The following is a 23,182-nucleotide window of genomic DNA, read 5'->3' on the forward strand; positions in this document are numbered from 1 at the left end:
CCACGGGTCCGACAGCGCCCCCGACGGGGCATCGCTCAGCGGGGGTTCAGCCCCGGAAGCCGAGCAGTCCGTGCAGCGCCGAGCCCCGCGCGGAGGGGGACGCCGCCTTCGTGGTCAGCGGCTTGGGGTCGGGCAGCGTCTTGCACACCGCGTCGACCTCACCACCGCCGCGCGGCACCTTGCCGTCGGTCAGATACGTCGCCAGGTACGTGTCCAGGCAGGTGTTGCCGCTCAGCGTGATGCCGTGGTTCCCGCCGCCCTGTTCGACCACCAGGCTGGAACCGCGCAGCTGCTGATGGACCGTGACGCCGCCCTCGTACGGGGTGGCCGCGTCGTTGGTCGCCTGGAAGAGCAGGGTGGGCGGCAGCCGGTGGTTGGAGATGTCCACCGGTCGCAGCGAGTCCGTCGGCCAGAACGCGCACGGCGCATTGTACCAGGCGTTGTTCCAGGCCATGAACGGCGCCTTGTCGTACACCGCCCAGTTGTCCTTGCGCCACTGGCGCCAGTCGCGCGGCCAGGAGGCGTCACGGCACTGCACCGACGTGTAGACGCTGTACCCGTTGTCTCCCGAGGCGTCGACGGCCGCGAAGTTGTCGTAGGCCTCGACGAGCGGGTCCGGGTCCTTGCTGTTCACGTAGGACGCGAACGCCTGGGCGAGGTAGGGCCAGTAGCCGTTGTAGTAGCCGCCCGGGATGAAGGTGTCCTCCAGCTCGGAGGCGCCCACCTTCTTCTGCGCCGGCTTCTTGGCCAGCGCCGCGCGCATCGCGTACCACTTGGCCTCGACCTTGGCCGGGTCGGTGCCGAGCTTGTAGGTGGCGTTGTTCTTCGCGACCCACGCGAGGAACGCCAGGTGACGGTCGTTGAAGGCGTAGTCCTGGCTGAGGTTGTCCTCGTACCAGACGCCGGTGGGGTCGACGATGGAGTCCAGGACGAGCCGGCGGACCCGCTGCGGGTAGAGCTTGGCGTAGACGGCCCCGAGATAGGTGCCGTACGAGTACCCGAAGTAGTTGATCTTCTTGGCGCCGAGCGCCCCGCGGATCGCGTCCATGTCGCGGACGGTGCTGATCGTGTCGATGTACGGCAGCAGGTCCGCGTACTTCGTGCCGCAGGCCTTGGCGAAGGACTTCGCGCGGTCGAGGTTGGCCTTCTCCAGGGCCTTGGTGCTCGGCACGGAGTCCGGGCGGACCGGCTTGAACTGGCCCGGTTTGCAGTCGAGGGCGGGCCTGCTCGCGCCGACGCCGCGCGGGTCGAAGCCGATGACGTCGTACTGCGCCGCCACTGCCTTGGGCAGCGCGGAGGCGACGAATCCGGCCAGCGAGAGACCGCTGCCGCCGGGACCGCCGGGGTTCACCAGCAGCGGCCCCTGGTACGTCTTCGCGGTGTGCGGGACGCGGGACAGGGCGAGGGTGATCCGCTTGCTGTAGGGATTCGAGTGATCCAGCGGCACCTTCAGGGAGGCGCACTGGAGCGTCGGGTAGTCGCTGGTGGCGCACTTCTTCCAGCTGAGCTTCGCGGCCGGGGCGCTGCGCGGTGCGGCCGCGAAGCCGGCGCTCGCGTCGGCGGGGACCGACGTGATCATCCCGGCCAGCACGGCGGCAGCCCCGCACAGAGCAGCTGCGCGTTTCTTCACAAGGCCTCCCAGGACGGAGGATTTCGAGCCGTGCACGCCACGGCCTTCGCCGTATCGTCCCGGACAGGGGCCCCGGACGAACGCCTTCCGGCAAGACTCGACCCGATTGGTCCGCCCGATGCGCTCGGATGCCGCCCCGGACCGGCCCTTCGGCCCTTTTCGGCCACACGTCCTGAGGGAGTGTCAGAGCAGGGTCAGCTGGGTGGGCTCCGGGGCCGCCGGCGCGGTCGGCTCGGGGGCGGTGATCCGGCGCGGCATCCCCGCGCGCGTGGGACCGATGCCGTACTCCTCGGCCAGTTCGTGGACCTGACGGGTGATCCGGCGCTGGTACCACTTCGGGGCGTAGGCGCCCTCCGCGTACAGCCGCTCGTAGCGCGGCACGAGATGCGGGTGGTGGTGCCCGAGCCAGGCCATGAACCACTCGCGGGCGCCGGGCCGCAGATGCAGCACCAGCGGGGTCACGGAGGTCGCCCCCGACGCCGCGATCGCCCGTACGGTGGCGCGCAGTTGGGCGGGGTGGTCGCCGAGGAACGGGATCACCGGCGCCATCAGGACGCCGCAGTCGATGCCGTGGTCCGTGAGGGTGCGGACCACGTCGAGGCGGCGCTCCGGGGCCGGTGTGCCCGGCTCGACGGTGCGCCACAGCTCGGCGTCGGTGAAGCCCACGGACACCGAGATCCCGACGTCGGTGACCTCGGACGCCTGCCTCAGCAGGTCCAGGTCGCGCAGGATGAGCGTCCCCTTGGTCAGGATGGAGAAGGGGTTCGCCCGGTCGCGCAGGGCCGCGATGATGCCCGGCATCAGCCGGTACCGGCCCTCGGCGCGCTGGTAGCAGTCGACGTTGGTGCCCATCGCGATGTGCTCGCCGTGCCAGCGGCGTGAGGCGAGCTGGCGGCGCAGCAGCTCCGGAGCGTTGACCTTGACCACGATCTGCGAGTCGAAGCCGAGGCCGGTGTCGAGGTCCAGATAGCTGTGCGTCTTGCGCGCGAAACAGTAGACGCACGCGTGCGTACAGCCTCGATACGGATTGACGGTCCACTCGAACGGCATCCGCGACGCCCCCGGCACCCGGTTCACGATCGAGCGCGCCCGGATCTCGTGGAACGTGATTCCCCGGAACTCGGGGGTGTCGAACGTTCGTGTCGTCACCCGGTCCGCGCCGAACAGCGCGGCGTCCCGGGCGGGGTCCCCGGCGGGGTCCACGGTCAGGTTCTCCCAGCGCATGACGCCTCCTCGGTAGCACTGACCACAGAATAGAACACATGTTCCCTTGATCGTGCGACCGTGTTTCCCCGGAGTCCCGGCCGACCCCGCCCGTACCCCACGGGCACCCCGATTTGGGCGGCCGGGCCGCCGGGTGGTTGGCTGACCGCACACCCCGAGGAACCAACTGCTGGAGGAAGTGCCATGGCGCAGGTCGAGGCGACGACGGAGCGGGTCATCGCGGCGGACGCGGAGGCGGTGTTCGACGCCCTGGCCGACTACAGCGGCACGCGGCAGAAGCTGCTGCCCGAGCACTTCAGCGAGTACGAGGTCCGCGAGGGCGGCGACGGCGAGGGCACCCTCGTGCACTGGAAGCTCCAGGCCACCAGCAAGCGCGTCCGGGACTGCCTCCTCGAGGTGACCGAGCCCACCGACGGTGAACTCGTCGAGAAGGACCGCAACTCCTCCATGGTGACCACCTGGCGGGTGACCCCGGCCGGCGAGGGGGCGTCGCGTGTCGTGGTGACCAGCGTCTGGAACGGCGCGGGCGGCATCGGCGGCTTCTTCGAGCGGACCTTCGCGCCCAAGGGACTCGCCCGCATCTACGACGCGGAGCTCGCCAACCTCGCGGCCCACGCCGAGAAGTGACGCCGGTGACGCGGCGGTGACCCCCCTGCCGGGGATCGCCGCCGTCAAAAGGGGCCGCCCGAGGGCGTGTTGATCTCTCACCGGTTCGAGTGGATCTCCCGTCCACCGGCGTTCGTGCCGTAACTCGTCGCGCTTGCTCGCAGTTGTCGCCATAAGCGGCAATTGTGCGTGGGTGCGACGAGGGGAGCGGTACGTGGGCGGGATCACTCTGGTGCAGGACGAACCGGTCGTCGCACCCACGCCGGAGGTCGCGCCACCGGCCGTCGAACCCGCCGGACTCGCCCCGCGCCAGGTCAGGTTGGTCTTCTGCGGGCTCATGCTCGCGCTGCTCCTCGCCGCCCTGGAGCAGATGATCGTCGCCACCGCGCTCCCCAGGATCGTCGGGGAGCTGCACGGCCTGGACAAGATGTCCTGGGCGATCACCGCCTACCTGCTCACCTCCACCGTCGGACTCCCGGTCTACGGCAAGCTCGGCGACCTCTTCGGCCGCAAGGGCGTCTTCCAGTTCGCCATCGTCGTCTTCGTCATCGGCTCGGCACTCGCCGGACGCGCGCAGACCATGGACCAGCTGATCGCCTTCCGCGCGGTCCAGGGAACCGGCGCCGGCGGCCTCATGATCGGCGTGCAGGCGATCATCGCCGACATCGTGCCGCCCCGCCAACGAGGCCGTTACATGGGCCTGATCGGCGCCGCGTTCGGGCTCGCGTCGGTCGCGGGACCGCTGCTCGGCGGCTACTTCACGGACCACCTCTCCTGGCGCTGGTGCTTCTACGTCAACGTGCCCTTCGGCCTGCTCACCCTCGCCGTCGTCACCGTCGTGCTGAAACTGCCGAAGCCGGCCGTCCGCGGCCGTGTCGACGTCCTCGGCGTGCTCCTCCTCGCCGCCGCGTCGACCTGCCTCGTCCTGCTGACCAGTTGGGGCGGCACCGAGTACGCCTGGGGCTCACGGGTCATCCTCGGGCTCGCCGCCGGCGCCCTCGCCGCGACCGCGCTCTTCCTCGTCGTCGAGCGCTTCGCCGTCGAACCCCTCATCCCCCTGCGGCTGTTCAGGGACGGCGTCTTCAACGTCACCGCCCTCGTCGGCCTGGTCGTCGGCGTCGCCCTCTTCGGCGCCGCCAGCTACCTCCCGACCTTCCTCCAGATGGTCGACGGCGCCAGCGCCACCGAGTCCGGCCTGCTCATGCTGCCCATGATGGGCGGCATCGTCGGCGCCTCCATCGTCTCCGGCCAGCTCATCAGCCGTACCGGCCGCTACAAGCTCTTCCCCGTCCTCGGCAGCGCCCTGTCCGTCGTCGGCATGTGGCTCCTGTCGCACCTGGAGGTCGACACCCCCCGGCTGCACTACAGCCTCTGGATGGCGGTCCTCGGCGCGGGCATCGGCATGGTGATGCCGGTCCTGGTGCTCGCCGTCCAGAACTCCGTGCGCCCGGCCGACCTCGGCACCGCGACCAGCGCCAACAACTACTTCCGGCAGATCGGCGGCAGCGTCGGCGCCGCCATCTTCGGCACCCTGTTCGCCAACCGGCTGGCCGACGCCCTCGCCGAACGCCTCCCCGCGCGCGCCGACACCCCCGCCGGGGACTCCGAGTCCATCACCCCGCAGCTCGTCCACGCGATGCCCGCCGCCCTGCGCGACCAGTACATCGGCGCGTACGCGGACGCCATGCCGCGGATCTTCCTCTACCTCGTACCGGTCCTCGTCCTCGGACTGGTCATCGCCTGCTTCCTCAAGGAGAAACCGCTGGTGTCCCACAACGCCCCCACCGCCGAGCCGGACTCCGCGCAGGTGAACACCCCCATTCCACCGGCCCGTTCGGGACACGCCGCCGGGATCCCCGTCTGCGGCACGGTGCAGCACTCCGACGGCACGGTCGTCCCCCGGGCCGCCCTCACCCTCATCGACGTCGGGGGACAGCAGATCGGGCGGGGCGCGAGCGGCGAGGACGGGCGGTACGCGCTCTCCACGCCCGGCGCGGGATCGTACGTGCTGATCGCCGCGGCCGGCGGACACCAGCCGCAGGCCGTCTCCGTGACCGTCGGCGAACGACCCGTCGAACTCGACGTCGTGCTCGGCGGCGCGGGACGTCTCGCCGGCGGCGTGCTGACCGCGGACGGCACCCCGGTGCGGGAGGCCACCGTGACCCTCACCAACGTGCACGGCGAGGTGGTCGCCACCACCCGCAGCGGACGCGAGGGCGCCTACGTGATCAGCGAGCTGGTGGCCGGCGAGTACACCCTCGCCGCCAGCGCGCCCGCGTTCCGTCCCGCCGCGCTCCCGGTGACCGTCCAGGCCGCGCGGGAGACCCGCCAGGACGTCGAACTCGCGGGGGGCGCCGTGCTGCGCGGTACCGTCCGCGCGGGCGGCGGACGCCCCGTCGAGGACGCGCGCGTGACCCTCCTGGACGCCGCGGGCAACGTGGTGGACACCCTGACCACCGGACCCGACGGCACGTTCCGGTTCGTCGACCTGGCGTCCGGCGAGTACACGGTCATCGCGGCCGGCTACCCGCCCGTGGCAACCGTGCTCCAGGTCGCCGGGGGAGGCCGGACGGAACGGGACCTGCAACTGGGCCACGAGGACTGACCCGGCAGATGGGGCGCGAGCACTGACCCGGCCGGGAGGCGCTCTCCGACCGGTGCGCTCGACCGCGCTGCCGGGCCCCCTCCGCAGCCTGCGCGACGGAGGGGCCGCGCCGCGGACCGCGTCGAAAGGACTGGTGGCGGGGCACGCCGAACGATGCCAGTGGTCTGGACCGGTGAGAGTTGTCCACAGGCTCTGCCGGGCCCGGGCACAAGCGCGTACGGTTTCCGGCATGAAGATCCTCATCAGCGCCGACATGGAAGGCGCCACCGGTGTGACCTGGCCGGCCGACGTGCTGCCGGGCACCCCGCAGTGGGAGAGGTGCCGCGCGATGTTCACCTCGGACGTGAACGCCGCGGTGCTCGGCTTCTTCGACGGCGGCGCCGACGAGGTGCTCATCAACGAGGCCCACTGGACCATGCGGAACCTCCTGCTGGAGCAGCTCGACGAGAGAGCCGAGATGCTCACCGGGCGGCACAAGTCGCTGTCCATGGTCGAGGGCGTGCAGCACGACAACGTGGACGGCATCGCGTTCGTCGGCTATCACGCCGGCGCCGGCATGGAGGGCGTCCTCGCCCACACCTACCTCGCGAACTCCATCACCGGCGTGTGGGTCGACGGCGTGCGCGCGAGCGAGGGCCTGCTGAACGCCCGGGTGGTCGCGGAGTACGGCGTGCCGGTGGTGCTGGTCACCGGCGACGACGTGGCATGCGAGGACGCCCTCGGCTACGCGCCAGGCGCCCTGAAGGTCGCCGTGAAGGACCACGTGTCGCGGTACGCGGCCGTGTGCCGCACCCCCGCCAGGACCGCCGCTGACATCCGGGCGGCCGCCAAGGAGGCGGCGGCGCTCGCCGTGCGGCACGAGCCCGTCGCCGCGGGGCCGTTCACCGTCGCCCTGGAGTTCGACGCCGAGCACCTGGCGATGGCCGCCACCGTCGTGCCCGGAGTGGACCGCACCGGCGAGCGGAAGATCGCCTACACCAGCGACACCATGTACGAGGGGATCCGGACGTTCAAGGCGGTCACCACGATCGTCTCGGCCGCGGTGGAGGAGCAGTATGGCTGACGCACAGGCGCTGGACGAGGTGGTCCGGTTCACCTCCGACCTCATCCGGTTCGACACGACCAACCGGGGCGGCGGCGACTGCCGCGAGCGCCCCGCCGCCGAGTACGCGGCGGCGCGACTGGCCGAGGCGGGCCTGGAGCCCACACTCCTGGAGCGCACCGCGGGGCGGACCAACGTCGTGGCCCGCGTGCCGGGCACCGACCCGTCCGCCGACGCCCTCCTCGTGCACGGTCATCTGGACGTGGTGCCCGCGCAGGCGCAGGACTGGACCGTCCACCCGTTCTCCGGCGAGGTCCGCGACGGCGTGGTCTGGGGGCGCGGCGCGGTCGACATGAAGAACATGGACGCGATGATCCTCGCCGTCCTCCGCTCCTGGGCCCGCGAAGGGGTACGGCCCCGCCGTGACCTCGTCATCGCCTTCACCGCGGACGAGGAGGCGAGCGCCGAGGACGGCTCGGGCTTCCTCGCCGACCGGCACCCGGAGCTCTTCGAGGGCTGCACCGAGGGGATCAGCGAGTCGGGGGCCTTCACCTTCCACGACGGCAGCGGCCGGCAGCTCTACCCGATCGCGGCGGGCGAGCGCGGCACCGGCTGGCTCAGGCTCACCGCGCGGGGCCGCGCCGGCCACGGCTCCAAGGTGAACCGGAGCAACGCGGTGACCCGTCTCGCCGCCGCCGTCACCCGTATCGGCGCCCACGAGTGGCCGTTGCGTCTCACCCCGACCGTCCGGGCCGCCCTGACCGAACTCGCCGCCGTGTACGGCGTGGACGCGGACCTGGACGACCCGAACAACGTCGACGGCCTGCTCCAGAAGCTCGGCCCGGCCGCCGCCCTCGTCGAGCCGACGGTCCGCAACAGCTCCAACCCGACGATGCTGAGCGCCGGTTACAAGATCAACGTCATTCCGGGAGAGGCCGTCGCCCACGTGGACGGCCGCTATCTGCCCGGCGGCGAGGACGAGTTCCGCGCCACCCTGGACCGGCTCACCGGGCCCGACGTGGAGTGGGAGTTCGAGCACCACGAGGTGGCGCTCCAGGCACCCCTGGACACCCCGACGTACGCGCGGATGCGGGCGGCCGTCGAGGAGTTCGCGCCGGAGGGCCACGTCGTTCCGTACTGCATGTCCGGCGGCACGGACGCCAAGCAGTTCTCCCGCCTCGGCATCACCGGCTACGGATTCGCCCCGTTGAAGCTGCCCGAGGGCTTCGACTACCAAGCCCTGTTCCACGGAGTCGACGAGCGCGTGCCGGTCGAGGCGCTCCACTTCGGTGTCCGCGTTCTCGACCGCTTCCTGCGCACGGCCTAGGGGGACGACATGCAGACCTTGCCCTACGGATCCTGGCCCTCGCCGATCGACGCGACGCTCGCCGCCGCGCACGACGGGCACCCCGAGTTCGTCGGCTTCGTCGGCGCCGAGATCTGGTGGACCGAGCCCCGGCCCACCGAGGGCGGGCGGCGCACCCTGGTGCGCCGGACGGAGGACGGCGGGCAGGAGCCCGTCCTGCCCGCCCCGTGGAACGTGCGCAGTCGCGTCATCGAGTACGGCGGCCTGCCCTGGGCGGGCGTCATGCGCCCCGAGGGCCCCCTGATCGTCTTCGTCGACTTCTCCGACCAGCGCCTCTACCGGTGGGAGCCAGGCACCGAACCGACCCCGCTGACTCCCGTCTCCCCCGTGGGCGGCGGACTGCGCTGGGTCGACCCGCAGATCCGGGGGGAGCGGGACGAGGTGTGGTGCGTCCTGGAGGAGTTCACCGGCGACGGCCCGAGCGACGTGCGCCGGGTCCTCGCCGCCGTACCGCTCGACGGATCGGCGGCGCGGGACCGTGACGCCGTCCGTGAACTGTCCGACGGGCCGCACCAGTTCGTCACCGGCCCCCGGATCTCGCCCGACGGCCGACAGGCGGCCTGGCTCGCCTGGGACCATCCCCGGATGCCCTGGGACGGCACCGAGGTGGTCCTCGCGGACGTCACCGCCGAGGGCACGCTGTCCGGCCCGCGCACCGTCGCCGGAGGCCCGGAGGAGTCCGTCGTCCAGGCCGAGTGGGCACCGGACGGCACCCTCCTGTACGTCAGCGACCGCACCGGCTGGTGGAACCTCTACCGACTCGGCCCGGACGGCGAGGGCCTGGCGCTCTGTACCCGCGAGGAGGAGTTCGGCGGTTCGCTCTGGCGCGTCGGGAACCGCTGGTTCGCCCCGCTGGAGAGCGGCCTGATCGCGGTCGTGCACGGGCTGGGGTCCACCGCGCTCGGCATACTCGACCCGGAGACGGGCGAGCTCGTCGACGCGGCCGGCCCCTGGACGGAGTTCGCGCCGACCCTCGCCGCACAGGGCACCAGGATCGTCGGCGTCGGAGCGAGCCCTCGCAGCGCGTACGAGGTCGTCGAGCTGGACGCGCGCACCGGGCGGGCCCGGGCGGTCGGCGCGGCGCACGACGACCCGGTGGATCCCGCGCACTACCCCGAGCCCCAGATCCGCTCCTTCACCGGCCCCGCCGGACGCGAGATCCACGCGCACGTCTACCCGCCGCACCACCCGGGCCACGTGGCCCCCGGTGACGAACTGCCGCCGTACGTCGTCTGGGTGCACGGCGGTCCCACCGGCCGCTCGCCCCTCGTCCTGGACCTGGAGATCGCCTACTTCACCTCCCGGGGCATCGGGGTCGCCGAGGTCAACTACGGCGGCTCGACGGGCTACGGACGGGAGTACCGCAACCGGCTGCGCGAGCAGTGGGGTGTCGTCGACGTCGAGGACTGCGCGGCCGTCGCGCTCGCGCTCGCCGCGGAGGGCACCGCCGACCGGCGGCGCCTCGCGATCCGCGGCGGCAGCGCGGGCGGCTGGACGACCGCCGCCTCCCTCGCCGCCACCGACGTGTACGCCTGCGGCACGATCATCTACCCGATCCTCGACCTCACCGGATGGGCGTCCGGGGAGACCCACGACTTCGAGTCGCAGTACCTGGAGTCGCTGGTCGGGCCGATCGCCGAGGTGCCCGGCCGCTACGCCGAGCGGTCGCCGTCCGAGCACGCCGACCGGATCACCGCGCCGTTCCTCCTGCTCCAGGGACTCGACGACGCGATCTGCCCGCCCGTGCAGTGCGAGCGTTTCCTGGCCCGGCTGGAGGAGGAGGGCCGTCGCGTGCCGCACGCCTACATCGCGTTCGAGGGCGAGGGCCACGGCTTCCGGCGCGCCGAGACGATGGTGCGCGCCCTGGAAGCCGAACTCTCCCTGTACGCGCAGGTGTTCGGTCTGAACCCGCCGGACGTCCCCCTCCTGGAGCTGTCCAAGTGAGGCCACCGTGGCCCAGGGACTCGACCGGGGCCGGCCCCGCGCGGACCGGGGGAGCGGACCGGGCGGTCTCGCACCACCACGAACAGCACATGAACGGCCGCCACGCGAGAGGCTGTCGCACTGGCGGCCGCCACACGAGCGGCCGTCACCCGCACAACCGGCAGTACCCGCACGGACATCGGCACCAGGAACGGGAGCAGTACGCGTGACCCGATCGACCTCGACCGTCAACCCCCTGACCCGGCCGGCGCGGCTCGCCGCCGGGGCCCGCGTCGCCGTGGTCGCGCCCAGCGGCCCCGTCCCCGAGGAGCGTCTCGAGGCCGGACTCGACATCCTGCGGGGCTGGGACCTCGACCCGGTGGTGGGCCCCCATGTCCTCGACCGGCACGGCGAGTTCCGCTACCTCGCCGGGACGGACGCGGACCGGGCCGCCGACCTCCAGGCCGCCTGGTGCGACCCGGAGGTGTCCGCGGTGCTGTGCGCCCGCGGCGGCTACGGCGCGCAGCGCATGGTCGACCTGCTCGACTGGGACGCGATCCGGGCCGCCGGCCCCAAGGTCTTCCTCGGGTTCAGCGACATCACCGCGCTGCACGAGGCGTTCGCGACCCGGGTGGGGCTCGCCACCCTGCACGGGCCGATGATCGCGGCCCTCGACTTCCTGAAGAACGCGCGGGCGCAGGAACACCTCCGCGCGACCCTCTTCGAACCGGACTCCGTGCGGACCATCTCCTCCGGGGAGGCCACCGCGCTGGTGCCCGGCCGGGCTCGCGGGGTCACCCTGGGCGGCTGCGTGTCCCTGCTCGCCGCCGACCTCGGCACCCCGCACGCCCGCCCGTCCGCCCGCGGCGGGCTCCTGCTGATCGAGGACATCGGCGAGGAGGCCTACCGGACGGACCGGATCCTGACCCAACTGCTGCGCGCCGGCTGGCTGGACGGCGTGGCCGGGATCGCGCTCGGCTCCTGGGTCGACTGCGGACCCTACGAGGAACTGCGCGCGGTGTTCGCCGATCGTCTCGGGGGCCTCGGGGTGCCGGTCGTCGAGCATCTCGGCTTCGGCCACGGCGAGGGCGCGCTGACGATGCCGTTCGGTGTCCGGGCCGAACTCGACGCGGACGCCGGGACGCTGACCCTGGAGGAGCCCGCGCTGGCCTGACGACGCCCAGTGCACGACGCGTTCACCGAATCCCCGTCAAGAACCACTCGTACCGGTGATTGACCCCGGATGACACGTGTCACAGCATGACTACCGACCGGTACCTACCGGTCGGTATCGCGACGCGTTCCCGGGTCCCGGCCCGGTGGACGCGTCGCGGCCTGTCGGCTGTTCTCAGCGTGGAGGTCTTCGTGTCCGGTCGCTCGCGCGGGTCCACGTCCCGTGCTCCGCTCGCCCTGGCGCTCGGTGCGGCGCTGGCCGCTCCGCTCGCGTTCACGGCACCCGCCGCCTCGGCCGTCGGCCGGTACACGGTCACCCCGCTGACGTTCACCGTCCGGGCGGGGGACCGCGACTGCACGGTCGACGCCGACCTGTACCGGCCCGCGGGGGTGGACCGGGCGCACCCCGCACCCGCCGTGCTCGCGACCAACGGCTTCGGCGGCAGCAAGTCGGACGGCTCCACGGACGGCATCGGCAAGGCGTTCGCGGCCCGGGGCTATGTGGGCCTCGTCTACTCGGGGCTAGGCTTCGGGAAGTCGGGGTGCCTGATCTCCCTCGACGATCCGCGCATCGACGGGCAGGCCGCCTCCGGACTCGTCGACTTCCTCGCGGGCACCCGCGCCGCCGACGACGGCACGACGGTCGACTACGTCACCCGGGACGGCCGGGACGACCCCCGCGTCGGCATGATCGGCGGCTCGTACGGCGGCGCCGTCCAGCTGGCCACGGCCGCCGTCGACCACCGCGTCGACGCCCTCGTCCCGCTCATCACCTGGAACGACCTCGCGTACGCCCTCGACCCGAACAACGCGGCCGGCGCGCGGCAGGTGCCCGGCGCCTTCAAATGGCAGTGGTCCAACGGCTTCTACCTGATCGGCGAGAGCCAGCCGCTCACCACGGCCAACCTGGACCCCACCCGCGTCAACTCCCTGGGCTGTCTGCACTTCGTGACCGACGCCTGCGCCACCGTGCGCACGCTGAACTCGGGTACCTACCCGGCCGCCCGGACCCAGTCGCTGCTGCGGTACGCGCGCAGCGTCTCGCCCGTGTCGTACCTGCGCGGGGTGCGGGCACCCACCCTGCTCGTCCAGGGGCAGGCCGACAGCCTCTTCAATCTCAACGAGGCCACCGCGACGTACAGGACGCTCAAGGCGCAGGGCACCGAGGCCCGGATGATCTGGCAGTCCTGGGGGCACAGCGGGGGCCTCACCGATCCCGCGAGGGGTGAACTCGCCCTGAGCCAGGGGAATCTGGAGACCAGCTATGTCGGCCGGCGGGTCCTCGCCTGGTTCGACCGCTACCTCCACCGGCGCACGGGCGTCGACACCGGGCCCGCCTTCGCCTACTACCGCGACTGGATCACGGACCCCGACGACACGTACGCCACCGCCCCGCGGGTGCCCGCGCCCGACCGGACGTTCTACCTCTCCGGGGACGGGAAGCTGGTCGACAACCGCGCGAAGGTCGCCCGGGGGAGCCGGGTCTACCGCAACCTGCTGGTGCCGAGCAGCCACTCCGAGCGTTCCCTCGCCGGGCTGATCGGGCTGCCCGACCCGGCTCCGTACGACACCGCGGGCACCTACCTCGGCTGGACCGGCGAGAAGCTGACCCGGCCCCTCGACGTCGCCGGCTCGCCCCGGGCCCGGCTGAAGGTCGTCTCCCCGGTGACCGAGCGGGTCCAGCACTCGGGCGACGCCGCCGACAAGCTGGTCCTCTTCGCCAAGCTGTACGACGTGGCGCCCGACGGCAGCAAGACACTCGTGCACCGGCTGGTGGCCCCGGTGCGGGTCCCGGACGTGACGAAGAGCTTCACCGTCACGCTGCCGGGCATCGTCCACCGGTACGAGACGGGACACCGGCTCCGGTTCGTCGTCGCCGCCAGTGACGACGCCTACGCCGGGAACAAGGGGGTGAAGCCGGTGACCGTGACGAGCGCGCCCGGCGACTCCGGGACCCTGGAGCTGCCGGTCGTCGGCGACTGAGCCCGGCGACCTGGTGCGGGGGACCGGTCCGTGGACCGCGACGGACGACCTGGGCTCCCCCGAGATCCCCCCGTCGTGCGGACCCGTGCCCGCGGGCTCATGCTGGACGCATGAGCCGGAAGACCACCGAGAGCGCCCCCACCGGCGCCAAGAGACCCCGCGAGGGGCTGGTGACGCCCGCCAGGATCGTCGTCGCCGTGCTGGGCGTCCTCGCCCTGATCTTCATCTTCGAGAACACCCGCAGCACCAGGATCCGGCTGATCGTCCCCGAGGTGACCATGCCGCTGTGGGTGGCGCTCCTCGCCACCGCGCTGATCGGCGCGCTGTGCGGTGCGTACGCCATGCGACGCAGGCGCTGATCACCCTCGACTAGGGTGACGGGATGCCTGAGAACGCCGGTTACCTCGCCGAGGGCCCACGGGTGGGCCTGCGACCCTTCACCCTCGACGACGGTGCCGAGTTCACCGCGCGGGCCAGGGAGAGCAAGAGCCTCCACCAGCCGTGGCTGTTCCCGCCCGGCAGCCCCGACGGCTACGCCGCGTACGCGGGACGGCTCATCGAGGACCGGACCAAGGCCGGGTTCCTCGTCTGCGAACGTGACGGCGGGGGCATCGCCGGCTTCGTCAACATCAACAACATCGTCGAGGGCGGCTTCCTGTGCGGAGCCCTCGGCTACGGGGCCTTCGCGCACGCCGCCGGCCGCGGGCTCATGTCCGAGGGCCTCGGACTCGTCGTCCGGCACGCCTTCGGGACGATGGGGCTGCACCGGCTGGAGATCAACGTACAGCCGGGCAACGCCGCGTCCATCGCCCTCGCCCGGCGGTGCGGCTTCCGTCTCGAAGGGTTCTCGCCGGCCTTCATCCACGTCGACGGTGCCTGGCGCGACCACGAACGGTGGGCGATCACCGCGGAGATGACCGCGTCCGCCTGACCGCCGGTGCGCGGGAAGCGGACCGAGCGGCCGCCTCGCCCGGCCGCTCCGCGACCCCCTTCCCCGGCGCCCTCCTCGCGGGTGAGGATGACCCCATGCGGAACATCGTCGTGCTGGACGCCCCCTCCAACCTGGGCCTGCGGCCACCCGCGCCCGGCACCGTGCCCGGCTGCCACAAGCTGGCCGGCGCACTGCGTGAACAGCGGATCGTGCAGCGGCTCGGCGCTCTGGAGGGCGGGGTCGTCGTGCCACCGCGCTACGACCGCGGCGACTGGAAGGAGGGCGACGGCGTCTTCAACGCGGCGGCCATCGCCCGCTACACGCGGGTACTCGCCGACCGCGTCGAGCGGCACGTCCGCGCCGGCGACCTGCCCGTCGTCCTCGGCGGTGACTGTTCCATCCAACTCGGCGCTTCCCTCGCCCTGCGCCGCATCGGCCGGTTCGGGCTCGCGGCCATCGACGGTTCGGCCGACTTCCGGCACCCCGGCAACTCCGACCGGATCGGCGCGGCGGGCGGCGAGGAACTCGCGATCGCGACCGGGCGCGGCCAGGAGGACCTGTCCGACCTCGAAGGGCTCGGGCCCTACCTGAGGGACGAGGACGTCCACCTCTTCGGGATCCGCGACGACGACTCCGACCTGGAGGAGCTCGCCGCCCTGAGGATCCCCACGACAACCGTCGGGGAACTGCGCACCCGGAGCGCGGAAGCGATCGCCCGAGCCTCCCTGGCCGCCCTCGAACTCCCGCCGCTGGACGGCTTCTGGGTGCACCTGGACGCCGACTGTCTCGACCCCGCGGTGATGCCCGCCGTGGACAGCCCGGACCCCGACGGTCTGCTCCCCGACGAACTCCTCGCGCTGCTCGGGCCATTGGTCCGCTCCCCGCGCTGCGTCGGCCTCAACGTCACCGTCTACGACCCGGATCTGGACCCCGAGGGCGCCGCGGGCGCGCTCCTCGCGGACGTCGTCGTCGGGGCCTTTGCGCAATCCTGACCCGAACCTGACGAGCGGAGACCCTGGTCAGCTGCCCGATGACCATGTTCCATGGTCATCGTGACGACGATCCGACGTGACGTACTGACCCTCCCGGCGGCGGAGTTGGGACCGAGCAACCCGCTGCCGCCCCTGCGGACCCTCGACGAGACGCACACCATCGACGACCGCGACCGCGTCGGCCTGCCGCGCGACATGGCCCGCCAGATCGGTTACGAGCCGCTGCACAGCGTGCTGCCGGAGCGCATCCGCGACGGCTACGGACGCGAGCGCCGGCCCGGTGAGCTCGACACCGTGGTGATCGAGAACGACCGGCTGCGGGCCACCGTGCTGCCCGGCTACGGCGGCCGCGTCGTCTCCCTCTTCCACAAGCCCTCGGACCGGGAACTCCTCTACCGGAACCCGGTGGTGCAGCCCGCCTGCTTCGCCCTCAACGGCGCGTGGTTCTCCGGCGGCATCGAGTGGAACATCGGCGCCACCGGGCACACCACCCTGTCGTGCTCGCCCGTCCACGCCGCCCGCGTACCCGCCCCCGACGGCGGCGAGATGCTGCGCCTGTGGGAGTGGGAGCGGCTGCGCGACCTCCCCTTCCAGGTCGACCTCTGGCTGCCGGACGGCTCCGACTTCCTGTACGTCGGCGTCCGCGTCCGCAACCCGCACGAGCGGCCCGCACCGCTGTACTGGTGGTCCAACATCGCGGTCCCCGAGGAGCGCCGGGTGATCGCGCCGGCCGAGGAGGCCTGGCACTTCGGCTACGAGCGTCGGCTGCGCCCGGTGCCCGTGCCGGAATACGACGGAACCGACCGCACCTACCCGCTGAACAGCACGTTCCCCGCGGACTACTTCTACGAGGTGCCCGACGGGCAGCGCCGCTGGATCACCGCGGTCGACGACGCGGGCGACGGGCTCGTGCAGACCTCGACCGACACCCTGCGCGGGCGCAAGCTGTTCGTCTGGGGCTCGGGTCCCGGCGGCCGCCGCTGGCAGGAGTGGCTCACCGAGCCGGGCACCGGCGGGTACTGCGAGATCCAGGCCGGACTCGCCCGCACCCAGCTCGAACACGTACGGCTCGAAGCGGAGAGTGACGTCTCCTGGCTGGAGGCGTACGGCCCGCTGTCCGTCGACGCGGAGACCGTCCACGCGGCGGACTGGGACGCCGCGCGGGCGGAGACCGAGCGCCGGCTGGACGGCGTCCTCTCCCGGGAGGCCGTCGACGCCGCGTACGCCGCCTGGCTGCCGCACGCCGACACCGAACCGGGCGAGATGCTCGCCGTCGGCTCGGGCTGGGGAGCACTCGAAGTCCTGCGGGCCGCCCACAAGCTGCCGGGGACGCCCTTCGACGAGTCCACCCTCGGCGAGGACCAGGCGCCGTGGCGCGAGCTGCTGCGGTCGGGTGCGTTCCCCGAGCCCCGGCGGGCCGGTCCGCCCGGGGAGTCGCTGGTCGCCCCGCACTGGCGCGACATGCTGGAGACGGCACCCGCCGTGCCCGTCGCCGAGTACCACCTGGGCGTGGCCCAGTGGCACGCCGGTGATCTCGCGCAGGCCGTGCGCAGCTGGGAGCGCGCGCTCGAACTCGCCCCGTCGATCTGGCCGTTGCTGCGCTGCCTCGCCGTCGCCGACCAGCAGAGCGGCAACCCCGAGCGGGCCGCCGACCGCTACCGGGAGGCCTTCGACGACCTGTGCCGGGAGCGGCGCGACGACGGGGAGCGCTGGACCGCGGCGACGGCCGCGCTCGGCCGCGAGGCCATCGAGGCACTGCTCGCCGTACGGCGCCCGGCGGACGCCCGAGCCGTGTGGGAACGGCTGCTGCCGGCCGTCCGGGAGCGCGGCCGGTTCCGCCTCGTCGAGGCCGAACTGCTGCTCGCCGAGGGGAACCGCGAGGGGGCACGGGCCGTCTTCGACGCCGGTTTCGAGGTCGCCGACCTGCGGGAGGGGGCGGAGACCATCGGTCTGCTGTGGTCCCGGCTCAGCGACGAACCCCTGCCCGCGCGCTACGACTTCCGCATGCGGCCGCCGACCGCCCTCTGAACGGCCGTCGCACCGCCGTGGCCACGGCCCCGGACTCCTCCGTCCCGCGGGGGAGTCCGGGGCCCGCCGCGGTCAGCCGTTGCGGTCGGCGTACTCGTACACCGAGCCGTCCGGATGCAGGGCGATGAGGTTGCGACCGCCCGGTGTCGCCACCGGGCCCGCGATGACACGGGCGCCCAGATCGGTGAGGACCCGCCCGGTCTCCTCGACGTCCTTGACGGCGATCGTCGCGGCGACCTTGCGCAGCACCTCCAACTCCGACTCGGGCCCGCTCATCAGCAGGAAGCAGCCGATCGCGGCGACCGACACGCCGCCGCGCTCGAAGCGCAGCGCGCGGACGCCCGCGAGCCGTTCGTAGAAGGGGACCGCGGTCTCCAGGTCGTCGACGCAGACGCGCAGCGTGGCTCCCAGAATCTCCATGCGGACGAGCCTAGTTGGGGTCGGCGCGGGACGGAGATCGTTTCGGACGATCGCCGTCCGCCGACGCCCCGGGACCGGCGGTGCGGACCGACGCCCCTCCGCCGAAGGACCGTTAACGGGACGGACACCCGGGTACCCGCACACCATGAAGCCCACCGAGCACCTGGATCACCTGGAGCATCTGGACAAGGGACTCGTCGACGAACTGACCGCGGTGGCCCGCGCGACCATCCGCGACGAACTGCGTGCGCAGACGCGCAAGCAGCGGCGGACGGCCGCGCTGTACGCCGCCTCGGGCGCCGCCGCCCTGTACGGCGGAGCCGCGCTGGCGCTGGCCCTCGGCCTCGCGCTCGCCCTCGGGCTGCCCGGCTGGGCCGCCGCCCTGGTCACCGCGGCGGCGCTCGGCGTCGCCGCGTTCGTGCTGCGCGGCATGGCCCGGCCGGCCACCGCCCATCCGCACACCGGCCACGCGAGCGAGCTCACCCCGCCAGGACGGATCCTCGGCGGCACCGCGCCGGCGTCCCCGCCGGGCGGCATGGGCGTCCTGTATCCGCCGGTCCCGACCGTGACGCCCGGCGCGCCCGACCCCGGCACCCACCTCGCGAGCGACCCCGACACCTACCTTCACCAGGCGCGATAGCCGTCCGCCCAGTCGTTCCGCCCCGGCCGGGGCGCAACGACCGGCCCTCCCGCGGGCGTCCCGCGGGCGTCCCGCCCGTCGTGCCGAAGCCGTCCGCCGGGAGCAGACTGGAAACCGTCGAGGCCCGGAAGGCCGGGCCGACCCCACCGGACGGGCAGGCCCGGCTCAGGGCCCCGCCGGCCCGGAGAGCCACGGCGCCGGTGCCGCGTGGGCCGGCGCCGAGGCGCCCCACGACGGCGGCGCCGATCCGTGTCCCGGCAGGCAGCCGCGCCCTGCTGGTCCAGGCGCGCCCCGCGGCCGGAACGCTCTCGCCGAGTCGGCGCGACGCCGGGGGTGCCCGTGTTTGGGCCATCCCGTCAGGGGGACGCGGAAAGACCGTACGAGCGACACCGCAAGCGACACCGCCAGAGGAGCATCGTGAGGCGACCCCGCATTCTGATCGTCGGCGCCGGTTTCGCCGGTTACCGGACGGCCCGCACCCTGTCGCGGCTGGCCCGGGGCAAGGCCGAGATCACTCTGCTGAACCCGACCGACTACTTCCTGTACCTGCCGCTGCTGCCCCAGGTCGCCTCCGGTGTCCTGGAGCCACGCCGCGTCACCGTCTCGCTGACCGGGACGCTGCCCGGGGTCCGCCTCGTGCTCGGTGAGGCGGCGTCCGACGGGATCGACCTCGACGCCCGCACCGTGCGCTACACCGACCCCGAGGGCGACAGCGGCACGCTGACGTACGACCGTCTCGTGCTTGCCGTCGGCAGCGTCAACAAGCTGCTGCCCGTGCCCGGTGTCGCCGAGCACGCGCACGGTTTCCGTGGCCTGCCCGAGGCGCTCTACCTGCGGGACCACGTGACCCGGCAGATCGAACTCGCCGCCGGCTCGGACGACCCGAAGAGCGGTACCGCCCGCACCACCTTCGTCGTGGTCGGCGCCGGCTACACCGGAACCGAAGTCGCCGCGCAGGGGCAGCTGTTCACCGACGCCCTGGTGCGCGAGCGGTCGCTGCCCGAGGGCGTCCGGCCGCGCTGGCTGCTGCTCGACACCGCCGACCGCGTCCTGCCCGAACTGGACGAACGGCTCTCGCGCACCGCCGACCGCGTGCTGCGCGAGCGCGGCGTCGACGTGCGCACGGGCACCTCGGTGAAGGAGGCCACGCCCGACGGAGTCCGGCTCAGCGACGGCGAGTTCGTCGACACCAGGACCCTCGCATGGTGCGTCGGCGTCCGCCCCGACCCCCTGGTCGAGGGACTCGGGCGGCCCCTCGAACGGGGCCGGCTCCTCGTCGACCCGTTCCTCCAGGTGCCGGGCCACCCCGACGTGTTCGCCTGCGGTGACGCGGCGGCCGTTCCCGACCTGGAGAAGCCCGGCGAGTACACCCCGATGACGGCCCAACACGCCTGGCGCCAGGGGAAGGTCGCGGCACACAACGTCGCCGCCTCGCTCGGTGTCGGCGAACGCCGCGCCTACCGCCACCGCGACCTCGGCTTCACCGTCGACCTCGGCGGCGTCGACGCCGCGGCCAACCCCCTCGGGGTTCCCCTGTCGGGACCGCTCGCCGGAGCCGTCACCCGCGGCTACCACCTCGCCGCCATGCCCGCCAACCGCGTCCGCGTCGCGGCCGACTGGCTCCTGGACGCCGTACTGCCCCGCCAGTCCGTGCAGTTGGGCCTGGTCCGCGCCTGGTCGGTGCCCCTGGACACCTCCGCGCCCGAACTGGCGCGGGTGGCCGGAGCGCCGCCCGGTGCGGTGATGCCCGCCGAGGCCGCCGGACCCGGCGCCGACCGCCCGGAAGCCGCGAGCCGCCCGGAAGGAGACTCATGAACACGCGTCAACTCACCGACCTGGCGCAGCAGCTGCGGGTCGACAGCGTGCGCGCCGCCGACACCGCGAACTCCGGACACCCGACCTCGTCGATGTCCGCCGCCGACCTCGTCGCGGTCCTGTTCGCGCACCACCTGCGCTACGACTTCGAGCGCCCCCAGCACCCCGGCAACGATCGCTTCATCCTCTCGAAGGGGCACGCCTCGCCCCTGCTGTACGCGGCCTACAAGGCGGCCGGCGCCGTGAGCGAGTCCGAGCTGCTCACCTTCCGCAAGGAAGGCAGCCGGCTCGAAGGACATCCGTCGCCGCGGCGGCTTCCCTGGGTCGAGACGGCCACCGGGTCGCTCGGCCAGGGCCTGCCCGTCGGCGTGGGCATCGCCCTCGCCGGCAAGCGGCTCGACCGCACCGGATACCGCGTCTGGGTGCTGTGCGGCGACAGCGAACTCGCCGAGGGCTCCGTCTGGGAGGCCGCCGAGCACGCCGGCTACGAGCACCTCGACAACCTCACGGTGATCGTCGACGTCAACCGTCTCGGCCAGCGCGGACCGACCCGGCACGGACACGACCTGGACGCCTACGCCCGCCGCTTCCAGGCGTTCGGCTGGCACACCGTCGAGGTCGACGGCCACGACGTGGACGCCGTCGACCGCGCCTTCGACGAGGCCGCGTCGACCGGCGCGCAGCCCACCGCGATCCTCGCCCGCACCCTCAAGGGCAAGGGTGTCGCCTCGGTCCAGGACCGGGAGGGTCTGCACGGCAAGCCCCTGCCGGACGCCGCGGAGGCCATCGCCGAACTCGGCGGCGTGCACGACCACCACGTCGACGTCCGGCAGCCGCCCGCCGCACGGATGCTGCACGCCGTGAGCTCCGGGCACCTCGACCTGCCCCGCTTCGAGATCGGCGGCGAGACCGCCACCCGCGACGCCTTCGGGCAGGCGCTGGCCGCGCTGGGCAGCGCCCGCCACGACGTCGTCGCGCTGGACGGCGAGGTGGGCGACTCGACGCGCGCCGAGCTCTTCGCCAAGGAACACCCCGACCGCTACTTCGAGTGCTACATCGCCGAGCAGCAACTCGTCGGTTCCGCCGTCGGGATGGCCGCTCGCGGCTGGGTGCCGTACGCCACGACGTTCGCGGCCTTCCTCACCCGCGCCCACGACTTCGTGCGGATGGCCGCCGTCAGCGGCTCCGGTATCAACCTCGTCGGCTCCCACGCGGGCGTCGCCATCGGCCAGGACGGCCCCTCCCAGATGGGCCTGGAGGACCTGGCGATGTTCCGCGCCCTGTACGGCACGACCGTGCTGTACCCGTGCGACGCCAACCAGACCGCGAAGCTCGTCGCCGCGATGGCCGGCCTGGAGGGCATCCGGTACCTGCGGACCTCGCGCGGCGACAGCCCGGTCATCTACAGCCCCACCGAGGAGTTCCCCGTAGGCGGCAGCAAGGTGCTGCGCGCCTCCTCCGACGACCGGCTGACGATCGTCGCCGCGGGCGTCACCGTCCACGAGGCGCTGGCCGCCGCCGACGCCCTCGACCGCGAGGGCATCCAGGTCCGCGTGATCGACCTGTACTCCGTGAAGCCGGTCGACCGCGCGACCCTGCGCGAGGCCGCCGAGGAGACGGGATGCCTGGTCACCGTCGAGGACCACCGCGAGGAGGGCGGTCTCGGCGACGCGGTGCTCGACGCCTTCACCGACGGCCGCCCGGTGCCCCGCCTCGCCCGGCTCGCCGTCCGGACGATGCCCGGCTCGGCGAGTCCGGCCGAGCAGCTGAGCGCCGCCGGCATCGACGCGGAGTCGATCGCGGCGGCGGCCCGGCTGCTCGTCGAGACGGCCGTGGTGCGCTGAGCACGGAACGGAGAGCACGATGGTGACAAGGCCCCTGAGGCGGCCCGGTGCCGTGCGCCGGGTCCCCGCGCCGGGCACGGGGACCCGCGGGAGGAGAGACCCCATGAGCGGACTGCCGTACGTCTACGCGATCTGCCGCCCCTTCCCGGCCGCGCTGTCGGCCGAACTGACCGGTGTCGCGGGCGTCCCGCCCAAGCTGCTGCGCCACGACGATCTGGTCGCCGTGGTCGGCTCCGTCCCGGAGCAGGAGTTCGCCGCGGACCCGCTGCGCCGCAGGCTGGAGGACGTGGCCTGGCTGGAGGCGACGGCGCGCGCCCACCAGGGCGTCATCGACGCTCTCACCGGCGTCACCAGCCCGCTGCCGCTGCGGCTCGCCACCGTCCTGCGGGACGAGAGCGGCGTCCGCGTGATGATGGAGGAGCGCCGGGAGGAGTTCCTCGCGACGCTGGACCGGCTCGACGGGTGCGTCGAGTGGGACGTGAAGGTGTACGCCGACACCGCCGGGGCCTCCGGGTACACGGGGGAGCGGGCGGACGGGCTCGCGCACCGGCTGCACGACACCCTCGCCGGCCGCGCCGCGGAGACCAGACTGCACGCCCCGCAGAGCGCGGCGCCCTCCGATCTGGCCTACTCCCAGGTGCTCAACGCCGCCTATCTGGTGCCGCGCGCGGAGTCCGAGAAGTTCGTCGAGCGGGTGAACCGCGGCGTGCGCGAGCAGCCCGGACTGCGGGTGGAACTCACCGGACCCTGGGCCGCGTACTCCTTCACGGAGCTGCCCGGTCTCAGCGGCTTCACCGATCTCGCGGGCTTCACGCGTACCGCGCGGTGATGACGACGCCCGGGCGGTACTGACAGAGGCGCCCGCCCCGGACCACTGGGCCCGGGCCCGACGATGAGGACGCGCACCTCGTCGAAGGGCTGCTGGAACGCCCTCAGGACGTTCGCGCCGGCCGGTAGATA

Annotated in this window: 18 protein-coding genes and 1 pseudogene; 15 read left to right on the top strand and 4 right to left on the bottom strand. The window is 73.1% G+C overall.

The window, feature by feature from the left end:
- Window positions 1–46: 46 nt before the first annotated feature.
- Together AB0C62_RS38160 and AB0C62_RS38165 are read right to left on the bottom strand one after the other, a co-directional pair.
- Complete coding sequence (locus AB0C62_RS38160; protein WP_362981288.1) at window positions 47–1,630, bottom strand: alpha/beta hydrolase; 1,584 nt, start codon at window positions 1,628–1,630, stop codon at window positions 47–49.
- Window positions 1,631–1,813: 183 nt separating this feature from the next.
- Window positions 1,814–2,854: an Rv2578c family radical SAM protein gene (locus AB0C62_RS38165; RefSeq protein WP_362981290.1), complete on the bottom strand. Its 1,041-nt coding sequence runs from the start codon at window positions 2,852–2,854 to the stop codon at window positions 1,814–1,816.
- 183 nt (window positions 2,855–3,037) lie between these two features.
- Between AB0C62_RS38165 and AB0C62_RS38170 the strand changes: the two genes are divergently transcribed.
- The 11 genes from AB0C62_RS38170 (at window position 3,038) to AB0C62_RS38220 (ending at window position 17,503) form a co-directional block, all read left to right on the top strand.
- Window positions 3,038–3,481: an SRPBCC family protein gene (locus AB0C62_RS38170; RefSeq protein WP_081220206.1), complete on the top strand. Its 444-nt coding sequence runs from the start codon at window positions 3,038–3,040 to the stop codon at window positions 3,479–3,481.
- Between the two features lie 193 nt (window positions 3,482–3,674).
- Window positions 3,675–6,065, top strand: coding sequence for an MFS transporter (locus AB0C62_RS38175; protein ID WP_362981292.1), 2,391 nt, complete (start codon window positions 3,675–3,677; stop codon window positions 6,063–6,065).
- A 229-nt stretch (window positions 6,066–6,294) separates the two neighbouring features.
- Window positions 6,295–7,128: a M55 family metallopeptidase gene (locus AB0C62_RS38180; protein WP_362981294.1), complete on the top strand. Its 834-nt coding sequence runs from the start codon at window positions 6,295–6,297 to the stop codon at window positions 7,126–7,128.
- The gene (locus AB0C62_RS38185; protein ID WP_362981296.1) at window positions 7,121–8,434 is read left to right on the top strand and encodes a M20/M25/M40 family metallo-hydrolase; all 1,314 of its coding nucleotides are present in this window, start codon (window positions 7,121–7,123) and stop codon (window positions 8,432–8,434) included. The genes AB0C62_RS38180 and AB0C62_RS38185 overlap by 8 nt, the downstream gene beginning before the upstream one ends.
- A gap of 9 nt (window positions 8,435–8,443) precedes the next feature.
- The gene (locus tag AB0C62_RS38190) at window positions 8,444–10,417 is read left to right on the top strand and encodes a prolyl oligopeptidase family serine peptidase (protein ID WP_362981298.1); all 1,974 of its coding nucleotides are present in this window, start codon (window positions 8,444–8,446) and stop codon (window positions 10,415–10,417) included.
- Between the two features lie 205 nt (window positions 10,418–10,622).
- Window positions 10,623–11,570, top strand: coding sequence for an LD-carboxypeptidase (locus tag AB0C62_RS38195; RefSeq protein WP_362981300.1), 948 nt, complete (start codon window positions 10,623–10,625; stop codon window positions 11,568–11,570).
- A gap of 191 nt (window positions 11,571–11,761) precedes the next feature.
- Window positions 11,762–13,552, top strand: a complete 1,791-nt coding sequence (locus AB0C62_RS38200) for a CocE/NonD family hydrolase (protein WP_362981302.1) — start codon at window positions 11,762–11,764, stop codon at window positions 13,550–13,552.
- A 110-nt stretch (window positions 13,553–13,662) separates the two neighbouring features.
- Window positions 13,663–13,911: a DUF1049 domain-containing protein gene (locus tag AB0C62_RS38205; RefSeq protein WP_362981304.1), complete on the top strand. Its 249-nt coding sequence runs from the start codon at window positions 13,663–13,665 to the stop codon at window positions 13,909–13,911.
- Between the two features lie 23 nt (window positions 13,912–13,934).
- Window positions 13,935–14,483: a GNAT family protein gene (locus AB0C62_RS38210; protein WP_362981306.1), complete on the top strand. Its 549-nt coding sequence runs from the start codon at window positions 13,935–13,937 to the stop codon at window positions 14,481–14,483.
- A gap of 95 nt (window positions 14,484–14,578) precedes the next feature.
- A complete protein-coding gene (locus AB0C62_RS38215; protein WP_362981308.1) occupies window positions 14,579–15,475 on the top strand; it encodes an arginase family protein in 897 nt (298 codons plus the stop codon).
- 51 nt (window positions 15,476–15,526) lie between these two features.
- Entirely contained in the window at window positions 15,527–17,503 is a 1,977-nt protein-coding gene (locus AB0C62_RS38220; RefSeq protein ID WP_362981310.1) for a DUF5107 domain-containing protein, read from the top strand.
- 72 nt (window positions 17,504–17,575) lie between these two features.
- Here the strand turns inward: AB0C62_RS38220 and AB0C62_RS38225 are convergent, their stop codons facing one another.
- The gene (locus AB0C62_RS38225) at window positions 17,576–17,923 is read right to left on the bottom strand and encodes a VOC family protein (protein ID WP_362981312.1); all 348 of its coding nucleotides are present in this window, start codon (window positions 17,921–17,923) and stop codon (window positions 17,576–17,578) included.
- Window positions 17,924–18,068: 145 nt separating this feature from the next.
- Here AB0C62_RS38225 and AB0C62_RS38230 point away from each other — a divergent pair, with 145 nt between their 5' ends.
- From AB0C62_RS38230 to AB0C62_RS38245, 4 genes are all read left to right on the top strand, one after another.
- Window positions 18,069–18,563: a phage holin family protein gene (locus AB0C62_RS38230; RefSeq protein ID WP_362981314.1), complete on the top strand. Its 495-nt coding sequence runs from the start codon at window positions 18,069–18,071 to the stop codon at window positions 18,561–18,563.
- 417 nt (window positions 18,564–18,980) lie between these two features.
- On the top strand, window positions 18,981–20,378 hold the full coding sequence (locus AB0C62_RS38235) for an NAD(P)/FAD-dependent oxidoreductase (protein ID WP_362981316.1): 1,398 nt from the start codon (window positions 18,981–18,983) through the stop codon (window positions 20,376–20,378).
- Window positions 20,375–22,222 carry a transketolase gene (locus tag AB0C62_RS38240; protein ID WP_362981318.1) on the top strand — a complete coding sequence of 616 codons (1,848 nt, stop codon included), beginning with the start codon at window positions 20,375–20,377 and terminating at the stop codon, window positions 22,220–22,222. The genes AB0C62_RS38235 and AB0C62_RS38240 overlap by 4 nt, the downstream gene beginning before the upstream one ends.
- Window positions 22,223–22,325: 103 nt before the next feature.
- On the top strand, window positions 22,326–23,051 hold the full coding sequence (locus AB0C62_RS38245; protein ID WP_362981320.1) for a GvpL/GvpF family gas vesicle protein: 726 nt from the start codon (window positions 22,326–22,328) through the stop codon (window positions 23,049–23,051).
- 56 nt (window positions 23,052–23,107) lie between these two features.
- Here the strand turns inward: AB0C62_RS38245 and AB0C62_RS38250 are convergent.
- Window positions 23,108–23,182, bottom strand: a pseudogene (locus AB0C62_RS38250) (uracil-DNA glycosylase); the annotation flags it as partial.

Source organism: Streptomyces sp. NPDC048643 (assembly GCF_040650615.1).
Classification (GTDB): Bacteria; Actinomycetota; Actinomycetes; order Streptomycetales; family Streptomycetaceae; genus Streptomyces.

Excerpts from the sequence above, each read along its gene's own strand:
- AB0C62_RS38165 (WP_362981290.1), bottom strand. The coding sequence starts at position 2,854 with ATGCGCTGGGAGAACCTGACCGTGGACCCCGCCGGGGACCCCGCCCGG.
- AB0C62_RS38170 (WP_081220206.1), top strand. The coding sequence starts at position 3,038 with ATGGCGCAGGTCGAGGCGACGACGGAGCGGGTCATCGCGGCGGACGCG.
- AB0C62_RS38180 (WP_362981294.1), top strand. The coding sequence starts at position 6,295 with ATGAAGATCCTCATCAGCGCCGACATGGAAGGCGCCACCGGTGTGACC.
- AB0C62_RS38185 (WP_362981296.1), top strand. The coding sequence starts at position 7,121 with ATGGCTGACGCACAGGCGCTGGACGAGGTGGTCCGGTTCACCTCCGAC.
- AB0C62_RS38190 (WP_362981298.1), top strand. The coding sequence starts at position 8,444 with ATGCAGACCTTGCCCTACGGATCCTGGCCCTCGCCGATCGACGCGACG.
- AB0C62_RS38205 (WP_362981304.1), top strand. The coding sequence starts at position 13,663 with ATGAGCCGGAAGACCACCGAGAGCGCCCCCACCGGCGCCAAGAGACCC.
- AB0C62_RS38210 (WP_362981306.1), top strand. The coding sequence starts at position 13,935 with ATGCCTGAGAACGCCGGTTACCTCGCCGAGGGCCCACGGGTGGGCCTG.
- AB0C62_RS38215 (WP_362981308.1), top strand. The coding sequence starts at position 14,579 with ATGCGGAACATCGTCGTGCTGGACGCCCCCTCCAACCTGGGCCTGCGG.
- AB0C62_RS38220 (WP_362981310.1), top strand. The coding sequence starts at position 15,527 with ATGGTCATCGTGACGACGATCCGACGTGACGTACTGACCCTCCCGGCG.
- AB0C62_RS38225 (WP_362981312.1), bottom strand. The coding sequence starts at position 17,923 with ATGGAGATTCTGGGAGCCACGCTGCGCGTCTGCGTCGACGACCTGGAG.
- AB0C62_RS38230 (WP_362981314.1), top strand. The coding sequence starts at position 18,069 with ATGAAGCCCACCGAGCACCTGGATCACCTGGAGCATCTGGACAAGGGA.
- AB0C62_RS38240 (WP_362981318.1), top strand. The coding sequence starts at position 20,375 with ATGAACACGCGTCAACTCACCGACCTGGCGCAGCAGCTGCGGGTCGAC.
- AB0C62_RS38245 (WP_362981320.1), top strand. The coding sequence starts at position 22,326 with ATGAGCGGACTGCCGTACGTCTACGCGATCTGCCGCCCCTTCCCGGCC.